19 protein-coding genes and 2 pseudogenes are annotated in these 21,129 nt (G+C 33.9%); 9 read left to right on the top strand and 12 right to left on the bottom strand.

The window, feature by feature from the left end; all coding sequences use genetic code 11:
* Window positions 1-16 precede the first annotated feature (16 nt).
* Both EKL95_RS11025 and EKL95_RS11020 read left to right on the top strand, forming a co-directional pair.
* Complete coding sequence (locus EKL95_RS11025; protein WP_126564223.1) at window positions 17-826, top strand: 5'-nucleotidase C-terminal domain-containing protein; 810 nt, start codon at window positions 17-19, stop codon at window positions 824-826.
* A 139-nt stretch (window positions 827-965) separates the two neighbouring features.
* Entirely contained in the window at window positions 966-1,877 is a 912-nt protein-coding gene (locus EKL95_RS11020; protein WP_126462937.1) for a bifunctional metallophosphatase/5'-nucleotidase, read from the top strand.
* A 268-nt stretch (window positions 1,878-2,145) separates the two neighbouring features.
* On the opposite strand, the gene ligA is transcribed toward EKL95_RS11020, so the two are convergent.
* The 6 genes from ligA to rpsF form a co-directional block, all read right to left on the bottom strand.
* Window positions 2,146-4,164: an NAD-dependent DNA ligase LigA gene (ligA, locus tag EKL95_RS11015; RefSeq protein WP_126564259.1), complete on the bottom strand. Its 2,019-nt coding sequence runs from the start codon at window positions 4,162-4,164 to the stop codon at window positions 2,146-2,148.
* A gap of 73 nt (window positions 4,165-4,237) precedes the next feature.
* Window positions 4,238-4,711: a DUF6495 family protein gene (locus tag EKL95_RS11010; RefSeq protein WP_126452452.1), complete on the bottom strand. Its 474-nt coding sequence runs from the start codon at window positions 4,709-4,711 to the stop codon at window positions 4,238-4,240.
* A gap of 110 nt (window positions 4,712-4,821) precedes the next feature.
* Complete coding sequence (locus EKL95_RS11005) at window positions 4,822-7,986, bottom strand: carboxypeptidase regulatory-like domain-containing protein (protein WP_126564222.1); 3,165 nt, start codon at window positions 7,984-7,986, stop codon at window positions 4,822-4,824.
* 94 nt (window positions 7,987-8,080) lie between these two features.
* Entirely contained in the window at window positions 8,081-8,524 is a 444-nt protein-coding gene (gene rplI / locus EKL95_RS11000; RefSeq protein WP_126462941.1) for a 50S ribosomal protein L9, read from the bottom strand.
* Between the two features lie 66 nt (window positions 8,525-8,590).
* Window positions 8,591-8,887, bottom strand: a complete 297-nt coding sequence (gene rpsR / locus EKL95_RS10995) for a 30S ribosomal protein S18 (RefSeq protein WP_007138295.1) — start codon at window positions 8,885-8,887, stop codon at window positions 8,591-8,593.
* A 5-nt stretch (window positions 8,888-8,892) separates the two neighbouring features.
* The gene (gene rpsF, locus EKL95_RS10990) at window positions 8,893-9,234 is read right to left on the bottom strand and encodes a 30S ribosomal protein S6 (RefSeq protein WP_035671622.1); all 342 of its coding nucleotides are present in this window, start codon (window positions 9,232-9,234) and stop codon (window positions 8,893-8,895) included.
* Between the two features lie 166 nt (window positions 9,235-9,400).
* On the opposite strand from rpsF, the gene EKL95_RS10985 reads away from it, so the two are divergent.
* Entirely contained in the window at window positions 9,401-10,096 is a 696-nt protein-coding gene (locus EKL95_RS10985; protein WP_126553621.1) for a LytR/AlgR family response regulator transcription factor, read from the top strand.
* A gap of 10 nt (window positions 10,097-10,106) precedes the next feature.
* Here EKL95_RS10985 and priA read toward each other — a convergent pair whose 3' ends face one another.
* From priA to nadC, 4 genes are all read right to left on the bottom strand, one after another.
* The gene (gene priA / locus EKL95_RS10980) at window positions 10,107-12,587 is read right to left on the bottom strand and encodes a primosomal protein N' (protein ID WP_126562413.1); all 2,481 of its coding nucleotides are present in this window, start codon (window positions 12,585-12,587) and stop codon (window positions 10,107-10,109) included.
* Between the two features lie 77 nt (window positions 12,588-12,664).
* Window positions 12,665-13,093 (bottom strand): DUF2147 domain-containing protein, encoded by a 429-nt coding sequence (locus EKL95_RS10975; RefSeq protein ID WP_126553617.1) that lies wholly within the window; start codon window positions 13,091-13,093, stop codon window positions 12,665-12,667.
* 101 nt (window positions 13,094-13,194) lie between these two features.
* Window positions 13,195-14,103: a YihY/virulence factor BrkB family protein gene (locus tag EKL95_RS10970; protein WP_126462949.1), complete on the bottom strand. Its 909-nt coding sequence runs from the start codon at window positions 14,101-14,103 to the stop codon at window positions 13,195-13,197.
* Window positions 14,100-14,957: a carboxylating nicotinate-nucleotide diphosphorylase gene (nadC, locus tag EKL95_RS10965; RefSeq protein WP_126564221.1), complete on the bottom strand. Its 858-nt coding sequence runs from the start codon at window positions 14,955-14,957 to the stop codon at window positions 14,100-14,102. Before nadC ends, EKL95_RS10970 begins: the two co-directional genes overlap by 4 nt.
* A gap of 285 nt (window positions 14,958-15,242) precedes the next feature.
* On the opposite strand from nadC, the gene EKL95_RS10960 reads away from it, so the two are divergent.
* The 3 genes and pseudogenes from EKL95_RS10960 (at window position 15,243) to rlmH (ending at window position 16,893) form a co-directional block, all read left to right on the top strand.
* Window positions 15,243-15,677 (top strand): hypothetical protein, encoded by a 435-nt coding sequence (locus EKL95_RS10960; RefSeq protein WP_126553613.1) that lies wholly within the window; start codon window positions 15,243-15,245, stop codon window positions 15,675-15,677.
* Between the two features lie 108 nt (window positions 15,678-15,785).
* Window positions 15,786-16,208, top strand: a pseudogene (locus EKL95_RS15465) (CIA30 family protein).
* A gap of 211 nt (window positions 16,209-16,419) precedes the next feature.
* Window positions 16,420-16,893, top strand: a complete 474-nt coding sequence (gene rlmH, locus EKL95_RS10950; protein WP_126462955.1) for a 23S rRNA (pseudouridine(1915)-N(3))-methyltransferase RlmH — start codon at window positions 16,420-16,422, stop codon at window positions 16,891-16,893.
* A 469-nt stretch (window positions 16,894-17,362) separates the two neighbouring features.
* Here rlmH and EKL95_RS15065 read toward each other — a convergent pair whose 3' ends face one another.
* Window positions 17,363-17,551: a hypothetical protein gene (locus tag EKL95_RS15065; RefSeq protein WP_199736827.1), complete on the bottom strand. Its 189-nt coding sequence runs from the start codon at window positions 17,549-17,551 to the stop codon at window positions 17,363-17,365.
* 2 nt (window positions 17,552-17,553) lie between these two features.
* Window positions 17,554-18,378: a dihydropteroate synthase gene (folP, locus tag EKL95_RS10940; RefSeq protein ID WP_126564220.1), complete on the bottom strand. Its 825-nt coding sequence runs from the start codon at window positions 18,376-18,378 to the stop codon at window positions 17,554-17,556.
* Window positions 18,379-18,487: 109 nt separating this feature from the next.
* On the opposite strand from folP, the gene EKL95_RS10935 reads away from it, so the two are divergent.
* The 3 genes and pseudogenes from EKL95_RS10935 to EKL95_RS10925 all read left to right on the top strand — a co-directional run.
* On the top strand, window positions 18,488-19,033 hold the full coding sequence (locus EKL95_RS10935; RefSeq protein WP_126553609.1) for a DUF1599 domain-containing protein: 546 nt from the start codon (window positions 18,488-18,490) through the stop codon (window positions 19,031-19,033).
* Between the two features lie 104 nt (window positions 19,034-19,137).
* Window positions 19,138-20,238: a BT_3928 family protein gene (locus EKL95_RS10930; RefSeq protein ID WP_126553607.1), complete on the top strand. Its 1,101-nt coding sequence runs from the start codon at window positions 19,138-19,140 to the stop codon at window positions 20,236-20,238.
* 72 nt (window positions 20,239-20,310) lie between these two features.
* Window positions 20,311-20,934 (top strand): annotated as a pseudogene (locus tag EKL95_RS10925) (ABC transporter permease); the annotation flags it as partial.
* Between the last annotated feature and the right edge of the window lie 195 nt (window positions 20,935-21,129).

Here is a 21,129-nt window from a genome sequence, read left to right as displayed (position 1 = left end):
TTAAGTTGCATTTAAAATGGTAAATCTAAAAAAGTATAACGACGTTTCTAAACTTTTTGTTATATTCTTAACATTTTTATTTGTTGCTTCGTGCAGCAAACAAAATTACTATGTTACTAAAATTGAAGGAAAACGAATTCCTGTCACTGAAAAAGAAAATCAAGTCTCTACTACAGACCCCATAGGAAAACAAGCCCTGCAAATTGAAAATTTCATCAAACCGTATCGGGAACACATCAATAAAGATTTAGATAGTGTCCTTGCGTATTGTCCGGAAACATTAGACAAGAGTTCTGGAAAATGGCAAACTACAATTGGTAATCTGATGGCCGATGTCTCGTTAAAACGAGGTAATGTTGTGTTTCAAGCTAGAGAAAAAAAGAATATCGACATTTGTTTACTGAATAGCGGAGGGATTCGCTCTATACTTCCAAAAGGGAATGTCACCGCCCGAACGGCTTTTGAAATTATGCCTTTTGAAAACAGTCTGGTCGTTATTGCGCTAAAAGGAGAACAAATCCTTGAAATCGTTTCCTATCTTATTGCTGAAAAAAAACCGCATCCATTAGCTGGATTAACCTTTACTATTGACAAAAACAATCTTCCAAAAAATATATTGGTTCAAGGAAACCCTGTTCAGCAAGAAACTATTTATTATGTAGGAACCAATGATTATTTATCAAATGGTGGTGACAATATGAATTTCTTTAAAAAAGGAGTTCAAAAATTTGATTTAGAGTACAAACTACGAAATATACTGATTGATTATTTTAAAGAAGTGGATACTATTCCTGTGATAAATGATGTTCGGATTACGGTTGAATAAAAAAGGGTAATAAACAATCCAAAGTAATTTTGAAAACATAAAGCATAGCCCCGATTAAAGTGAAAATCCTTTTTTATCGTTTTTTAACGATAAAAAAGATTGCAACGAAAAGCGGGAAATAGCTCCAAAAAAATATAAAATGAAAAGAAGAGAATTTATTGAGAAAACAGCTGCTGGATCAGCTTTATTAGGTTTAGGTGTATCCTTGAGCAGTTTTGAGTGGTCTAAAACCAAACAACTAACAATTTTACACACCAATGATGTACACAGTTATATTGATCCTTTCCCAGCAGATCATCCCAGAAATGCTAATATGGGCGGTGTGGCCCGAAGAGCCGCTTTGATTGAAACGATTCGGAAAGAAAATCCAAATGTATTATTGCTGGATGCAGGCGATATTTTTCAGGGAACCCCTTATTTTAATTATTACGGAGGTGAATTAGAATTCAAATTGATGAGCATGATGGAGTACGACGCTTCTGCAATAGGGAATCATGATTTTGACAATGGTGTAGAAGGTTTGCATGCGCAAATGCCACACGCTAAATTTGAGTTCCTATCTGCCAATTATGATTTTAAAAACACGGTGATGGATGGTTTTGTAAAACCCTATAAAATATTCAACAAAAACGGAATAAAAGTAGGTGTTTTTGGACTCGGGATAGAGCTTGCTGGCTTAGTAGACAAGGCAATGTATAAGGAAACGGTGTACAATGATCCGATTGAAACGGCTCAAGATATGGTTCGGATTTTAAAGAAAGAACAGCAATGTGATATCATAATTTGTTTGTCTCATTTAGGGTATAAATACAGAGACGAACCTGCCAAAATATCTGATTTAAAATTGGCCGAGCTGACTCAGGATATAGATTTGATTATTGGTGGACATACCCATACTTTTCTGGACAAACCAACGGTTATAAAAAATCTTGTAGGCAAAGAAGTTTTAGTAAATCAGGTAGGTTGCTATGGTATAAATCTGGGTAGAATTGATTTTTATTTGGATAACAATAAAGCAAAAGCTTTTGAAGGAAAATCGATCATAGTGTAACTGTAATCGATTTTTTCGATGAAATTAAACCATTTTATACCAATTATTTTTTGAACAAAACCAACCGTTATTCTATTCATTGTTTATTTTTAAGTCCGGATTTAAACTTTGGGCATTAATTCCAAATTTATAAAAACAGATTAGCGTGCTATAAATAAGACCAATTATTTAATAACATAGAACATTACTGTGTAAAAACACCTTTACAAGAATTTCAAACAATACATCAAAAAACAGACAATTAATATTCATGCAAAAAAATATATTTTTAATCAGTCTCTGTAGTAGAACTATGAATTAAAGTGATAAAATCATCTTCCGAAATTATTGAAACATTTAATTTATTGGCTTTGTCTAATTTAGCGGGTCCCATATTATCGCCAGCTATAACATAATCCGTTTTTGCCGAAATGGAACTTCCCACTTTTCCTCCATTATCTTCAATTGCTTTTTTCAAATCGTCTCTGGAAAATTTCTCAAATACTCCTGAAACAACAAACGTTTTGCCCGAAAGTTTTTCGGTAGCATTTGGATTTATTTTTTCAAAAATTTCAAATTGTACACCATGTTTTTTTATTCTCTCAATGATACTTCTATTTTCTTGATTTTCGAAAAAATCAATTACGCTTTGTGCAATTCGGTCTCCAATTTCATCCACTAAAATCAAATCCATCAAAGTCGCCTGACCCAAGGTATCAATGTTTTTATAATGTTTAGCCAATTTCTTCGCTACTGTTTCTCCTACAAAGCGAATTCCAAGTGCGAACAAAACGCGTTCGAAAGGAATATTTTTCGAATTAGCAACACCATTCACTAAATTTTCAGCCGATTTTTGTGCCATTCGCTCCAATGGTAAAATCTGATCTACCGTCAATTCATACAAATCGGCATAATTATGCACTAATCCATTATTAAAAAGTAAAGCTATCGTTTCTCCGCCAAGACCTTCAATATCCATGGCTTTTCTAGAAATAAAATGCTGAATTCTTCCAATGATCTGCGGTGGGCAACCATAAAAATTTGGACAATAATGATTGGCTTCACCTTCACTTCTCACTAATTTTGTATTGCATTCCGGGCAATGGCTAATGTATTTTGTAGGCTCCGAGACATCGGATCGTTTTGTTAAATCGACTGCTATAATTTTGGGAATAATCTCTCCTCCTTTTTCTACAAAAACAGTATCTCCTTCACGAATATCTAGCTTTTCTATTTGATCTGCATTGTGTAAAGAAGCCCTTTTTACAATGGTTCCAGCTAATTGAACGGGTTCAAGGTTAGCCACGGGAGTTATAGAACCAGTGCGTCCTACCTGATACGAAATAGAATTTAATTTTGTTGAAACTTGTTCTGATTTGAATTTATAAGCGATGGCCCAACGAGGCGATTTAGCAGTAAAACCCAGTTCCTCTTGATAATGAAAAGAATTTATTTTAACTACTACGCCATCCGTTTCATAAGGAAGAGTATGTCTATGAGTGTCCCAATGATTAATGAATTCAAAAACTTCTTCTAGATTATGAGCCAGTTTTGCTTCTTTGGGTGCTTTAAAACCCCAATTTCTTGCCGTTTCTAATCCTTCAAATTGCGATTTAAAAGGCAAATTATTGCCAATTAAAAAATACAACAAACAATCCAAAGGTCGTTTTGCCACTTCAGCACTATCTTGCAATTTTAGACTTCCTGAAGCCGTATTTCGAGGATTTGAATAGGGAGTTTCTCCAATTTCTATTAGTTCCTGATTCATTTTTTCGAAACCGGCAAAAGGCAAAATGATTTCACCGCGAACGTCAAATGTAGCAGGGAAATTTCCTTTCAACTTAAGCGGAATTGATTTTATGGTTTTAATATTATTAGTCACATCATCCCCTTGAAAACCATCGCCACGAGTAACGGCGCGTTTTAATTTTCCGTTTTCATAAGTAATACTGATAGAAGCTCCATCATATTTTAATTCACAGGTATATTCTAATGGAACATCTCCTAAAACCTTCTGAACACGTTTTTCCCAATCGATTAATTCTTCTTTGGAATAGGAATTATCCAAAGAATACATTCTATATTCATGCGGAACGGTTTGGAAGTTTTTTGTTATTGTTCCCCCAACTCGTTGCGAAGGTGAATTCTCATCAAAATATTCCGGATACTGGCCTTCAAGTTCTTGTAGTTTTTTTAATTTCAAATCAAAGTCATAATCAGAAATTATTGCATTATCTAACACATAATAATTATAGTTGTGCTGATTTAATTCCTCCCTTAATTTTTGAATTGTATTCTGAATATCCATAGAAAATAAATTGGCCATTTTAGTTTTGAAAAAGTGTACTAAAATAACCAATTAAAAATAAATAGCAATACAATTACGATGCTATAATAGTATTTATTTGTTGGTACAATAGACCATCACTCAAAAACGAACCTTGCTGTATTAATTCAAAAATTGAAGAATTTCGTTCTTCTGTAAACTCTTTTTTACCCACTTTCATTTCAATAGTATCCGTAAACATATTATCGCTAAGCCATTGCAATCCTTGTTTGGTCAAGAAATCAGTTTCTGGAACTAAAGATTTCAAGACAATTGATTGCACATGAGTATCAAAACAATGAAAAAGGAAAATATGATTTTTAGAAAAATGTTCTAAGTAGGTTGCTTTTGAAAGTACTCCTTCCCAAACCAAATCAGAAAACACATCTAATTCTTGTTCGGCAACTTCCGGTTTTTCTGCTTTTATTTTATCCCACTCGGCTTTATCGATAGTCTGCGTTGCTAAAAAAGTACTGAATTCCTGATTCAATTCCTCAAATTGTTCTTTTGTTAATCTTGAGTATTTCATTATTGCGTTTTAATATTTAACTTTTGTTTTTTAGCTGTTTTTTGAATTTATAAAACAAAAAAAGCCCTCTCAAACGAGAGGGCAAATTTAATCTATATTTTTATCTTTTTTTAGAAAATATATCTAATTCCAAACTGTGCCTGCCATCTTGATAATAAACTTGCATCATAGTTGAAGGTTTTGGTTTGAGTACCGTTAAAAGTATAGGTTGGTATTTTTGTAGTTTTATCAACAGATACTCCAATTGGCTGTACACTTGTTGGTACTTGAACCAATCCCCAATCCGAATTAATAAAATTACCCAAGTTCAGTACATCAATACTAAATTGAATGGTATTCGTTTTATTAGAAGCTGAAGAAATTTTAAAATTATAATCTTGCATTATTTTAAAATCCCATTTTCCTCTCCATGGAGACAGCGCACCATAACGCGCTGCGTACTGACCTCTTCTATCACTCAAATAGTTATCCTGCTTGATAAAGGCATCAAATGCGGCACCTTGACTAACTCCTCCTGTAAATAGCATAGTACTTATTTCGGCTGAAGTTGGTATATAAATTAAATCATTTCCAGTTGCCCCATCATTGTTAATATCTCCACCATACGTATAATTAAAACGGCCTCCTTGTGCGTATTCAAAGAAAGTCGATACAGTAGTGGCCCATTTGTCATTAGTACCGTACTTCCATTTTTTTGAAGCTACGCCTATAAAACGGTGCGTATCGCCATACTTAGAATCAGATAAAACCGCATCATTCACATTCCCCAAAGCCGGATTAAAAGCAAAAGCATCACCCGTAATTTCTGCTTCAATAGAATTAACATCCTGTGACTTCAAATAGTTGTAAGCTAAACTTGCGAACAATCCATTGTCAAAAGTCTTTTGTACTTTGATAGAAGAGTTGAATGCACTTCCTTTATTGGTATTCGTCAATACATATCCATTAGTTCTCGCCGGAAAACCATAATCTGTCCAAGTACCATAATCCGCACTACCGTATATTGCTCTATTATCAACACCTGTCAATTGACTTGTTGGTCTTTTTAATCCCCAATTTTGTATATGAACCCCATTTAAATCTTTATTATAAGACATGTCTATGGTTACAATATAATCATTTTCGAATTTGTGATCAAATCCTAAACTCGTTCTCCAAACCTGTGGAAATTTAAAATCTTCGTCTACTACTTGATAGAAAAATGGGTCTATACCACCTACTTGATTTCCAATCCATACAAAAGGAAGCTTACCGGTAAAGATTCCAGTACCTCCGCGTAACTGTTGTTTTTTATCTCCATTAATATCCCAATTGAAGCCAACTCTTGGCGACCAAAGTAAATTATTATTAGGTAATTTAGTTGAATCAAAATTCTTTATACTTCCATCAGCTGGGTTGTAATAATCAATATTTGGCAAATATCCTTCTGAATTATCTGTGTCAATAAATTTTTGAGCTAATTCAGATGTATTGAAATACAATGGTTTATCAGCTCTTAATCCATAGATTAATTTGAAATTATCACTGATATTCCATTCATCCTGAACGTAAAAAGCTAATTGTCCTACTGTCGTTTCAGCTAAATTCCAACCCCCATCAACACCGTCTTTCAATGCATTTTTTGTATCAAAAGTTGTTTGTGCGTTTTTTATTGCAGTGCTGTAATAACCATTTGCAATATTCGCATCAAAACCTGCCATATTTGTACTTCCAAAAACATCAAAACCATACCCTTTTAGGTTAAATGAATTTTTGAAAATGAACTTTTCGAATGAGAAGCCTACTGTATAGGTATGATTTCCTCTGACAATATTTAAATTATCAGTAATTTGAATTACTTTTTGATCTAATTTATTATTGATAGAGAAAGGCTCATGACCTGCTATAATGTAAGGCGAACCATCTTTAGTAATTGTAATTACAGGCGCAGGAGTAGAAAAAGGATTTCTAAAATCATTAAAATGAGTATAACCTGCTTGTAATTTATTAGAAACCGTCTCACTAAATTTAGAATTTAATTCTACTAAAAAAGAGCTAATTTGGTTGTTAATTTGGTACCCTGAATTTTCAAATTGTAACGTATTTACATCAATTCCTCTACGAATAATAGCGGTAGGATGTGCAGGCTTATCTTTTGAAGCATCTAAAAAATTATAAATAACAGCTAGTTTATGGTTGTCATTAATATTCCAATCCAACTTTACAATTCCTTTACTTGAATTAGAATTATGTGTAAATCCTTGATAAGCTCCCGTATTATAACCTAGCTTTCCTAACTCAGTAGATACATGCATTAAATCAGTTTCTAATACTCTGGATTCATTCACTCCAGTAGTTCCATTTCCATCATTAGCAACAAAATTTGATCCTGAATCGCTTCTTTTATCAATTTCAAAATTGGTAAAGAAAAACAATTTGTTTTTAACAATTGGACCACCAAGACTAAAACCGGTTTGTGTTTGCTCTAATGAGGGCACAAATATTTTTTCTCCTTTAATTTTATTACCTGTCATATCCTGATTTCTATAAAAACTATAGGCAGTACCATGGAATTCATTTGACCCTGATTTAGTGACTGCATTTACAGAAGCTCCAGTAAAACCAGATAATGTAACATCATAAGGAGCAGTGGCAACTTGAATTTGTTCGATTGCATCCAATGAAATAGGCTGAGAGCCAGTTTGTCCACCCGGAGTTGCTGCATCTAATCCAAAAGGATTATTAAAAACTGCACCATTAAGCGAGTAACTATTGTATTGATCGTTTCTACCTCCAAAAGAGCCTCCACTTGCTGTTGGTTCTAAACGGGTAAAATCATCAGCTGATCTAGAAATTGAAGGCAGCGCTGATAATTCTCTTCTACCGATAGTGGTTTCTGCACCAGTTCTTCCACTTTGAAAAACTCTATTTTTAGAACCAACTACTTTTACTTCCGCTAATTTCTGACTTTCATCTTTCAAGACAACATCTAAACTGAATACTTTACCTAAATCAAGGTAAACATCATTATATTCTTCACTTCTATATCCTACATAGGATACGACAATTTTGTAAGGACCACCAATTCTCATATTCAACATACTGATTCTTCCATCCGCATTAGATAACGCAGAATACTTAGAACCTGTTGGAATATGTATTGCCTGAACCGTCGCTCCAGGAAGCGTCTCATTGCCTGAACCTCGCACAATCCCTTTGATGCTAGAAGTTGTAGTTTGCCCAATGACAGCACTGAAACTACATAAAATTAATAATAAAGTAATGATTTTTTTCATTTGTGTAAATGTGTTATTTTGGGTGCAAAAATAAACAAAAAAAAATCACTCCTAAGAGTGATTTTAATGATTTATTAACAATATGTTAACAAATTTATGCTTTTTCAGCAACAATTTCATAATCCAATTCAACTATTACATCTCTGTGCAAACGAACGTTGGCAGTATATTTACCAGTACGTTTAACAATTCCGCTTGTGATGAATTTTCTATCAATTTGTTGTCCACCTTTAGCTAAAGCTTCAGCGATATCAATATTCGTGATTGAACCGAATAATTTTTCACCACCTGCTTTTGCAAAGATTTTAATTTCGATAGCTTTCAATGCTTCAGCCAATGTTTTTGCATCATTAACTACTTTAGCTTCTTTATGAGCTCTTTGTTTTAGGTTTTCAGCTAATACTTTCTTTGCAGAAGATGTTGCTAAATGAGCGTGTCCTTGTGGAATTAGAAAATTACGTCCGTATCCGTTTTTTACAGAAACGATATCATCTTTAAATCCTAAATTTTGAACGTCTTGTCTTAAAATAAGTTCCATGTTGTTGTCCTTTTATATAGAAGTTAGGTTTCGTATTTCAGAAAACCAACAACTGTTAATTTTTTATTATTTTAGTAAATCAGCCACATATGGCATTAATGCTAAGTGACGTGCTCTTTTTACAGCAACAGACACTTTTCTTTGGTACTTCAATGAAGTTCCTGTTAAACGACGAGGAAGTATTTTTCCTTGCTCATTAACAAATTTCAATAAGAAATCAGCATCTTTATAATCAATATATTTGATACCTGATTTTTTGAAACGACAATACTTTTTAGTTTTGTTTGTTTCTATATTTAAAGGCGTAAGATATCTGATATCTCCGTCTTTTTTTCCTGAAGCCGATTGTTGTAGTGTAGCCATGATAATTAAGCTTTTGTAGATTTTAATTTAGTTCTTCTTCTTTCAGCCCAAGAAATAGCGTGTTTGTCAAGACTTACAGTCAAGAAACGCATTACTCTTTCATCACGTCTAAATTCAGTTTCAAAAGCAATAAGGACTTCTCCTGCTACTTTGAATTCGAATAAATGGTAAAAACCACTTTTTTTGTTTTGAATTTCGTACGCCATTTTTTTAAGGCCCCAGTCTTCTTTCGACACCATTTCTGCTCCTCTACTAGTAAGAAAATCTTCAAATTTGCTTACTGTTTCCTTTACCTGAACTTCAGATAAAACGGGATTTAAAATGAAAACAGTTTCATAATGATTCATAAATATATATTTATTTGTTATTTGGGTGCAAAAGTAATCAATATTTCTTATCTCACAAACCTTATTTCGTTTTTTTGCTCTAAATTTAAAAAAATCGATGATATTATTTTTATTTCTAAATAAAAAAGTAGTAAATTTACTCAACCATATCTAATACTGAAATTTTATGAAACTAAACTGTGTTGTAGTTGATGATAGTTCTATCCAGAGGATAATTATTGCAAAGTTAGTTAATAATAATCAAAATTTACACCTAATAGGGGATTTTTCTAACGCTATAGAAGCAAAAAGTTGCATGGCTATTCACAATGTAGACTTAATATTTCTAGACATAGAAATGCCTGTCATCAGTGGTTTTGATTTTCTAGATGGCTTAAAAGTAAAACCCCAAATTATTTTCATTACTTCCAAGGCAGAATACGCCATGAAAGCGTTTGATTATGACGCAACAGACTACCTTCAAAAACCAATCGCAATTGATCGATTTAACGCCTCTGTAAAAAGAGCTATTGATTTTCATTTACTTAAAAAAGAAAATAAAGAAAATGAAGGCGAGCATATTTTCATTAAAAGTAATTTGAAAAAATTGAAAATTTTCACTTCTAAAATAAAATGGATTGAAGCCTTTGGAGATTATGTCAGAGTCGTTACTGAAGAGGACACTAATCTGGTACTCTCTACAATGAAATCTTTTGAAAATGATCTGTCAAAAGATAAATTTATCAGAGTTCATAAGTCCTATATTATTAATATCGATAAAGTAGAGCGCTTCAATAGCAAATATGCCGAAATTGGGATGACAAAAATTCCTTTAAGCCGACACAAAAAAGAAGATTTAGTACGAGCCCTTTCCTTTTCTTAATTTCCATTTATCAATAAAAATCTACATTTGAAGTTACTTTTATAGCTCTGAACTGAGCAACAGCCTCAAAACTATTTAGCATTTTCTGAATCGTTTTTTTTGTGTTCCCAATAGACACATTTTGAGGTATTTTGATAATAATCATACGAATGTATTCGTTTCTAATCCTGCTGATAGCTGGTTCTTCCGGACCCAATACTGGCATATTTAAGTTTTGACTTATCACTTGATACAGCCACATAGCACCTTCCTTTAACTTATCAAAATCACGTTGTTTTAGCGTTAGTTTTATAAGCCTGAAATACGGTGGATATTTATAAATTTGTCGGTCATACAATTGTTCGTTATACATTCCAAAATAATCGTTCTTAGTCACTTGTTGTATTGTATTGTGATTGGGATTGTAGGTTTGTATGATCACTTTCCCTTGTTTTTGAGAACGTCCTGCTCTACCGGCAACTTGAGTCATCATCTGAAAACTTCTCTCAAAAGCTCTAAAATCAGGATGATACAACATATTGTCCGCATTCATGATTCCCACTAAACTCACGTTGTCAAAATCCAACCCTTTGGCCAGCATTTGGGTTCCTACTAATATGTCCATTTCTCTGTTCTTAAAACTATCAATGATTTTTTCGAAACCAAATTTTCCTCGGGTCGTATCCTGATCCATTCTCCCTATTTTTGAATTTGGAAAAATAGACAGTAATTCTTGTTCAATTTGTTCGGTTCCAAAGCCTTTTGTAGTCAAATCAACACTAGAACATTCGTGACAATGTGTAGGTTTAGCCATGGTGTATCCACAATAATGACAACGCAACTGGTTTTTATGCTTGTGATAGGTCAAACTTACGTCGCACTGTTGGCATTGAGGTACATGACCGCAAGTGATACATTCAATTACAGGAGAATATCCTCTGCGGTTTTGAAACAAAATCACTTGCTCTCCTAAAGACAACGCGTTTGTAATTTCTTCAATTAAAACGTCACTAAAATGTCCTGTCATTTTTTTTCGAAAGTATTTGTCTTTCAAATCCACCAATTCAATATTGGGCATCCTGACATTCCCGAAACGTTCCGAAATTTCGACCAGACCAAATTTATCTGATTTGGCATTAAAATACGTTTCTATACTTGGCGTAGCCGAACCCAAAAGCACTTTTGCCTTGTGGGAATGTGCTAAAACTATAGCCGCATCCCGGGCGTGATACCGCGGAGCCGGATCTGCCTGCTTGAAGGTTTGCTCGTGTTCTTCATCTACAATTATGAACCCTAAATTATGAAAAGGCAAAAACAAAGCGGACCTCGCTCCAATTACCACTTGCGCTTTCTCAGAATTTTGCAAAACTTGATTCCACACCTCAATCCGTTCATTATTGTTATATTTCGAATGAAAAACCGCTACTTTATTTCCAAAATAACTTCTTAATCGACCTACTAATTGAGTCGTCAAGGCAATTTCAGGCAGTAAATACAGGATTTGTTTTCCCGTTGCCAAATATTCTTCGATGAGTTTGATGTAAATTTCCGTTTTTCCACTGGATGTTACTCCGTGTAATAAACAGACTTCTTTTAGAATAAAACGATCTTTAATTTCTTCGAAAGCAGCTTGTTGCGCCTGACTCAACTGTAATTCTTCATCACGAATTTTTCCGTTGAAATGTACTCTGTCTTCCTGCAAAAAATAATCTTCGAATATTTCTTTCTCGATTAAAGCTTTAACAATTGCCGAAGAAGAATTAGCTTGCTCAACTAATTTTTTTACGGTAATGGGTTTAGCTCCGTTCCTTTCGGCCTCGCCTTGGGACTTTTGCGTTGCGCTCAATTGAAAATAGTGCATTACGATTTCCTTTTGTTTGTTGGCATTTTTCAGCGTCTCAAGTAATTCGCTTAAGCCTTGATTGGATTCGTATTTAGGGTGCAGCCGCACGTAGCGAACTAATTTAGGTTTGTAGCTTTCCTGTATTTCTTCCTGAAGCACCAAGATGTTCTTATCAACTAGTTTTTGAATAACAGGAAAGATATTTTTCTTGTTTAAAATAGCAATAATATCTTGAATTTTTAGCGAATTCTGCTGTTGCAAAGCTTCGTAAACCAGGAACTCATCATCCGAAAGAAGATTGGTATCCACAAATAAATTCGTTTTTTGAGAAATCAGGGTTTCGCTTTCCAGCAAAAGAGCACTTGGCATGGCACCACGATACACATCTCCAATGGCACACATATAATAGGAAGCGATCCACTGCCAATGTGCAATCTGGATTTCAGTTACGATGGGCTTTTCATCCAGAATTTGATGGATTTCCTTCGCATCATACAACTCTGGTTTGTTTTGATGAGTTTCAATAACTAAAGCCGTAAAAATTTTACTTTTCCCAAAAGGAACAGCTACCCGCATTCCTTTTTTGATGTATAAAAACTCCGTTTCGGAAACGCTATACGTGAATGTTTTAGCTAAGGAAAGAGGTAAAATTACTTCTGCAAAATACATTTATAATCAATTATGAGTTATCAATTTGAGTGATGTGTTGAATTTTTACTTTGAACCCATAACTCCTAATTTCACACTTATTTTACTCTGTTCCAAGTTTGTGTTCTTCCAAATAAGGCCACACCAATATATCCTCGAACGTTCAGTTTATCAGTACCATTCAAAACCAAAGAACATTTGTAGAGCTTCCCCGTAGTTGGATCCAAAATTTTTCCTGAATTGTATTCTTTACCATCTTTAGTAAGGCCTTTGATAATCACAAGCCCCATAATAGGCTTATTTTTTTCATCACCGGAACATGCTGTACATACACTTTTTTTCTTTTCGGTATCTAATATGTCAACGATTTTTCCGTAAATTTTACCGGAACGTTCGTAGATTTCGACTATTGATTTGGCTTTGCCTGTTTCGTCATCAATGGTTTTCCATTTTCCGATAACGCTATGCGTTTGTCCATAAAAGGCCATCGAAATAAATAATACCAGAATTGTAATTGTATTTTTCATCTTTTTCTTTTTAGAGCCCTGATAGCCTTGAAAATCCTGTCATGGCAAGAAACGAATAGCAGGAAATAACCCTTGATTTTGAGACTATTTTGGTTTAAAAATTATATTTTTTTTGCTTTCAGTTTATTTACTGTGGCATTCAATTCAAAACCCAACAGTAATATCATGCAGTTGATCCAAATATAAAACATCAAAACCAATAATGTTCCTATTGAGCCATATAATTCATTGTATTGTGAAAATTTTGTGACCCAAATTCCAAAACCGTATGAATCCAGCAGAATCAATATTGTTGTAAATACAGAGCCAATAGAGATAAAAGCTCTGTTTTTATAATACTTAGTTCCAAACTTAAAAAGTATAGAAGTAGTAGCTAAAATCATCAAAATCACGAATGCATAGCGTCCTAAAATAATTAGTTGCAGCTGATCGCTAAATACTGTTTTCTGTATAAATACCTCAAAAACAACAATTATTGCAACCGTTACAATTAAAAGTAAAGACAGCAATAATGACATTCCTAATGCGACTAAATACTGACGGATAAACCCTCGTTTGATCAGGACGTGTCGGGAAGATTCAAAACCTCCCAGAATTCCATTTAATCCATTTGCCATTAATAAAATGGAGAGCAAAAACCCATAGGAAACTAATCCTGAGTGGCTGTTATTAAGAATATCATTGATGATTTTATAAATAGCATCATAGGTATTGGGCGGAACTCCATCCTTTACAAATTGAAGAAAATCATTCTGAAAACCTTCAATAGGTATGTAAGGAATAAGATTTAAGATGAACAGCGCAAAAGGAAATAAGGCCATGAAAAAACTAAATGCAATTGCACTGGCATGATAGGTTACCGCACTCTCCACAATCCCAAGTCCGTAAAGTTCTAACAAATCGTATAAGGACAAGCCTTCTAGCCAAGGAAGCTTGATCTTTTTTAGCACATGAACCAGATTGCGAATTATCGGGATTTTTTCGAGCTTAACCTCTATCTCTTTACTCATATTGCTTTTAAACTCAAATCCATGTTGTAAACGGAATGCGTCAAGGAACCTGACGAAATATAATCTACTCCACATTCTGCATACTTGCGAATGGTATTTTCATTTATATTTCCGGAAGATTCAGTCCGGCATTTATCCCCAATCAAAGCTACTGCTTTTATCGTATCCTCATAATTAAAATTATCAATCAAAATCCGGGATATTCCTTCACTTTCGAGAATTTCTTTTATTTCAGCTAAACTTCTGGCTTCGACAATGATTTTAAGATCCAGATTATTTTCCTTGAGGTAGGCTTTGGTTTTGGCAATGGCCAAGGTAATTCCGCCTGCAAAATCATTATGATTGTCCTTGAGCATTATCATATCATACAAAGCATACCGGTGGTTTTCACCGCCACCAATTTTGACTGCCCATTTCTCACAGGCCCTGAATCCCGGTGTTGTTTTGCGGGTATCGAGAATTTTTGTATTTAGCCCTGTTACTAAACGAACGTATTCTTTGGTTTTAGTTGCTATAGCTGACATTCTTTGCATTGAATTCAAAACTACACGTTCTGATTTTAAAATAGATTGTGAACTTCCCGAAACATGAAAAACAACATCTCCTTTTTTTACTGAAGTTCCGTCCTTAATAAAAGTCTCTATTTGTAAATTAGGGTCTACATACTCAAAAATCATTTTGGCAAAAGCCACGCCTGCAATAATACCGTCTTCTTTTACCAATAATTTTGCTTTTCCTGTGGCCGATGCCGGAATACAAGCCAAAGAGCTATAATCTCCAGGGCCCACATCCTCCCTAATGGCGTTTTGTATTAGTATTTGTAACTCGTTATTGAATTGTGCTTCGCTAATCATTTTATAGAAAATTTATGGAATGCTAAAGTAGCATATATTTTGTGGATTTGAAAATTTGAGAGTTGGCTTCTTTGGATAAAGAAACAAATGAATCTATTTTATCAAGAAAAAAACTAGACATATTAAAGATCTAATTGTAGAAAACAACACAGTTACCATACGCAATTACAGCTTTACACATTGACTTTAGGCGCTCTAGCTATTTAAACCCATAAATCAATTGTTTATTTAGGGCAGTACTATTTAAAATCCTATATTTGGATTTAGTAACTAAATCACTATTTTATGAAATCTTATTTTAGCCTGCTTTTTGTATCGTCACTACTTTTTATTTCTTGTAAAAAGGAAGTAGACATACAAAATACTACTCCGACAAATATCGTTCCTTTTACTGAAGTTGGCAGACAAATGCAGAACCAATCGCAAACTACCACTCAGCAACAACAAAATACGGATCCTACTGCTGTTGCCACTGGCGCAAATCCAGCTCATGGTCAACCTGGTCACCGATGTGATATAGCCGTTGGTGCTCCTTTGAACTCCCCGGCTGCTACAAATGCTTCTGCTACGCCACAACAAAACGCGCCTGTTCAGGCTAATACAGTCTCAACTGCAACAACGCAAGACCAGGGAACTCCTACGGCTGAAGGAATGAATCCGCCACACGGACAAACCAATCACCGCTGTGATATTGCTGTGGGTGCTCCGTTGCCTAAATAGGAATTTGAATGCTCCTCAAAAATAAAAAATGGGCGCAAATCCCCAAGTGTTTAGGCCCGTTTTAGTTTTTGAATCCTACCGCGTGATAGTAATTTGTTCAGCGAAAAGATGTTACAATACCAACCAACAATGACACCTGTACTAATTTTTGATTTTAATTTAAATAGCGATCTAAGCAATTGGAAAATTGTAAATGATGCTGTGATGGGAGGAATATCCAAAAGTACATCTTATTTAGAACTCAAATGGAAAGGGAACCTTTGAAGGTACTGTTTCATTAGAAAACAATGGCGGATTTTGTGCTGTGAAATATGTTTTTGAACCAATGTATCTAAAACCTGCTAAACATATTGCATCCACATTAAAGGAGACGGCAAACAATACCAATTTAGAGTGAAGATAAATCGTACAGACCCACATTCGTGTGTATTCCCTTTTCAAACTACCACTGATTGGCAAACAATTGAAATTCCATTCACCCAGTTGTATCCAGCTTTCAGAGGACGAAAATTAGATCAGCCTAATCATTGACGGTTCTAAATTAGAGGAAAATGCTTTCCTGATAGGCAATAAGAAAGAAGAGTCATTTCAATTGCTAATTGATCGCATTGAGGTAAAATAAATAGCATCTTAGCTTTCGTAATTTTATAAATTTAAAAATCAGATTATTAATTTCCATTAAAGAGAATGTAATTTAAAACTGCTAATTTTTCTATCTTTGCATCTCTGAAATCTAACAAAAATGAACATCAAATTGATTGCTATCGGTAAAACTGATAACAAAGCGCTACAATCCTTGATCGACGATTACACCAAGCGTTTGTCTTTTTACATTAAATTCGATTTAGATATTATTCCTGATATCAAGAACGTAAAAAACTTATCGGAAAGTCAACAAAAAGAGAAGGAAGGCGAATTAATTTTAGCAAAAATCACACCAACGGACCAACTTATTTTGTTGGATGAAAACGGGAAAAATTTTTCCAGCGTTGGCTTCTCAGAAGAATTACAAAAGAAAATGAATTCCGGAGTAAAGACTTTAGTTTTTGTTATTGGCGGTCCTTATGGGTTTTCGGATACGGTTTATGCTAAAGCACAAGGAAAAATATCGTTGTCTTTAATGACTTTTTCGCATCAGATGGTTCGGTTGTTCTTTATCGAACAATTGTATCGTGGATTCACGATCTTGAAAAACGAACCGTATCATCATCAGTAATTATTTCGTTTGAAGTGTTCTTTTTTTAAAGTTTAAAGTTTAGTAAATAAATTCTTGATTACTTTTCATTTGTACTTTTAAACTTTCAATAAAAATTTTGTTTTGTATATAACTTCCAAAGCTTAAATTTTCATCAAACCTAAATAAAAAAGTAGTTGCAACGTCTTTGGGTAAAACAGTATTAATTAAATCTTGAAGCTTTTCTTTTTTGAAAACTTGATTCTCAATTAAAATCTCATTATTCTTATTGAAAATATGATGGTTCCAATTGGTTTTTCCAGTTTATAAAACACATTGGTAAAAGGTATAAAAACTAAATTTTTTCCGATTGTATTAGCATATGAATAATAATTCTCGGCTTTTTCATTCTTGTGTGCTTTTTCTTCACGCTTTTTTGCTGCAACCTCATAATATCCGGAATTGCAAGTCGTAACGGTTAACGTTTGTCTACATTGAGAATCCAATTGGTCTAAATAATACTGTTTTTACGGTTTACTTCAGCCAGCGTATCCAAGTCTTTTGTTCTAAAAAAAATATAGATTGGCGAAAGATCCTCTACCACTTTGACAATTGAAATATTTGATTTTGGCAATAAAACCGCTTCTTTATTTCCACAGGAAAAAAGAGTAAAAAGAACAATCAACATAAAATATTTCATCGTTATAAATTGATTTTATTGAATAATGTAACGCATTCCACAGCTTCTTTTACATCGTGAACACGAAGGATTTTTGCGCCTTTGGTCAATGCCAAAGTATTTAAAACTGTAGTTCCATTTAATGCATTTTCGATTGAAGTATCTAGGGTTTTATAAATCATGGATTTTCTGGAAACTCCCACAAGAAGTGGTAATTTCAAGATGTTAAACAAGTCCATTTTTTGAAAAACTTCATAATTTTGTGCTATTGTTTTGGCAAAGCCAAAGCCCGGATCGATAATTAAATCATTGATTCCAAAACTTCTGGCCATAGCTACTTTTTCAGAAAAATAGAACACCATTTCTTTTACAATATCATCGTAATCCGTAAGTGTTTGCATCGTTTGCGGATTGCCTCGCATGTGCATCATAATATACGGAACATTGTATTTTGCAATTATCTCCAGCATTTTGTCGTCTAGATTTCCGGCTGCAATATCATTGATGATAGCCGCACCACTTTCAATCGATGCTTTTGCTACTTCGCTTCTAAAGGTATCAATAGAGATTATTGTTTCTGGAAACTGCTTTAGAATCAAATCAATAACAGGAACAATTCTGGAAATTTCATCTTGTTCCGAAACGAATTCTGCATTTGGTTTGCTCGAATAAGTACCTACATCTATAAAAGTTGCGCCATCAAGCAGCATTTTTTCAGTATGAGAAAGGATTTCGGTTTCATTCTTATACTTTCCTCCATCAAAAAAAGAGTTGGGTGTCACATTCAAAATTCCCATTACTTTGGGAGTTGATAGATCAATGAGTATTCCTTTACAATTAATTGTCATTCTTTTTTAGTTTTAAAACTACTACTTTCAACATTATTTACCCTTCATTCTGCATTCAAAAAAATTATTCTTATTTTTGAAAAAATTTGAATACAAATATACACCAATAATGAAGAATACTTCAAAGGAATATGATGCTGTGATTGCGACTTGTCGGGCACTGTATATCAACAAAATGAAAGATTACGGATGTGCTTGGCGCATTTTGAGACTGCCTTCATTAACGGATCAAATCTATATTAAGGCCCAAAGAATCCGAAGTTTACAAGAAAATGAAATCCGCAAAATTGATGAAGATGAAACGGGTGAATTCATTGGGATCATCAATTATGCTCTCATGGCGTTGATTCAATTGGAATTAGGCGTTGCAGATCAGCCTGATTTAAGTGTGGAAAAGGCAACCAAATTATACGATGCCAAAATCAAACTAACCAAGGAATTAATGGAAGACAAAAATCATGATTATGGGGAAGCTTGGCGCGAAATGCGTGTGAGTTCACTAACAGATTTAATTTTGCAAAAATTACTTCGTGTCAAACAAATTGAAGACAACAAAGGAAAAACATTAGTTTCTGAAGGAATCGATGCTAATTATCAGGACATGATAAATTATTCGGTTTTTGCCTTGATTCTAATGGGTTTTGGAAATAAATAATAAAAAGCAATAACTAAACATGAAATCACTGGGATTCCAAAATCACAAACTGTAATCCAGAATGGCGATACCGTATTCCATTAAAAAACAAATATTATCTTCATATGAAAAATATAATTACTCAATTTTCTAGAATTTTCGTGGGAATCCTATTCATAATCTCCGGATTAATCAAACTGAATGACCCTGTTGGTTTTTCTTATAAATTGGCAGAGTATTTCAGTGAACCCGTATTCAACATGCCCTTTTTTGTTCCGTTTGCACTGGGAATCGCCCTGTTTTTAGTGATTCTTGAAGTGGTTTTGGGGATTATGTTACTCATTGGATACAAGACTAAAGTCACGGTTTGGAGTTTATTGGTTTTGATTGTAATGTTTACCTTCCTAACTTTTTATTCCGCTTATTTCAATGTAGTAAAAGATTGTGGCTGTTTTGGCGATGCGCTAAAACTAACACCATGGCAATCGTTTACAAAGGATATTGTGTTGTTGTTCTTTATTCTGGTATTGTTCTTTAACAAAAAATTAATCCAACCCTTATTTAGAACTACCGTTCAAAACATAATTATTTATGCCAGTATCGTTTTATCAGCCTTTATGGGCGTTATCGTTTTAAACCATTTGCCATTAATAGATTTTAGACCATTCAAGGTAGGAAATAATATTCAACAAGGAATGCAAATCCCTGATGGCGCTGATAAATCAGTGGTAGAAATGGTGTTTATATACAAAGTGAATGGTGTAGACAAAGAATTTACCGAAAAAGACCTAATGTCGATTCCTGAAGGCGCCGTATTTGTAGACCGAAAAGACAAAGTCATCACAGAAGGATATGTTCCTCCTATTCATGACTTCACGATGGAAAAAGACGGTTCGGATTATAAAGATCAGTTCTTGCGAGAGCCAAAATTGATGTTGATTGTAGCCTATAATTTAGTGAATGCCGATAAAGCGGGAATGGGCAAAATGGAAAAACTGTATTTAGATGCAAAAACAAAAGGATATAAGGTAATTGGAATGACATCTTCCTTACCGGAAGAGATCGCTGCAGCAAAAAAACAATATGGATTGACATTTGACTTTTATTTTTGTGATGCAATCACATTAAAAACAATTGAAAGAGCCAATCCAAGTATTGTATTGCTCGAGAAAGGAACAATCACACAAAAACTTCATCATAACGACGTCAAAGACTTAAGATTATAAGAATAGGACGGTTCTGATTTACGGTATTACAGAACTTTAACCGCTAATTATTTTTACCCATTAAAAGCATTTATGTTAAAATGTTTTCTTAGTAAAATTGGATCTGCACTGCTTACTCTTTTTGGAGTGTTTACAGTGATATTATTTTTGTTTACTGTTTTGCCTGGGGATCCTGCACGCATGATGCTGGATCAAAATGAAAATTCAGAACAACTGGCCATTGTAAAAAAGAAATATGGTTTTGATAAACCTATTGCTACTCAATACTTGTATTATCTGAATGACCTGTTGCCTATTTCTTTGCACAGTGATACCCAATCCGATTATACTTTTCTGAGCGAGGGAAAATACAATGTGGTACCCCTTTTGGGAATTGGTACAAATGAATTGGTTTTGAAAACCCCCTATTTAAGAGAAAGTTTTCAAAAAAGCGGAAAAAAAATTTCTCAAATTATTGGACATACATTGCCAAGCACAGCCGTATTAGCCATATTTGCCATAGGTATCGCTATTGTTTTTGGAATTGTTTTTGGTATTATTTCTGCCTTATACAAAGATACCTGGATCGATCGCCTAATTGCTTTAATCAGTACTTTAGGGATGAGCATTCCTTCCTTTTTCAGTGCAATCCTATTTGCCAGGCTCTTTGGATTTGTATTACAAAAATAAACGCAGTTTAATATGCCCGGAAGCCTATAAGAAGTACATAATTTCGATGAAGGAAGTTATATTCAATGGATTTTGTATATGCATATTTAGATCCCAAAATAAGACTGGGATAATCACTGTATTTTGACAAGAAATAGCATTTCCAAAGTAACAACAGGTTTGATGTTGTCTAAATCTCATCAACTATAACGATATTGCTGAAGCATTTTTGAATTCCGCTTT

Origin of the sequence: Flavobacterium sp. LB2P53 (assembly GCF_003970305.1) — a bacterium.
Taxonomy (GTDB): domain Bacteria; phylum Bacteroidota; class Bacteroidia; order Flavobacteriales; family Flavobacteriaceae; genus Flavobacterium.
The sequence above is the reverse complement of the archived record's forward strand: the minus strand, read 5'-3'. Positions and strand labels throughout refer to the sequence as shown.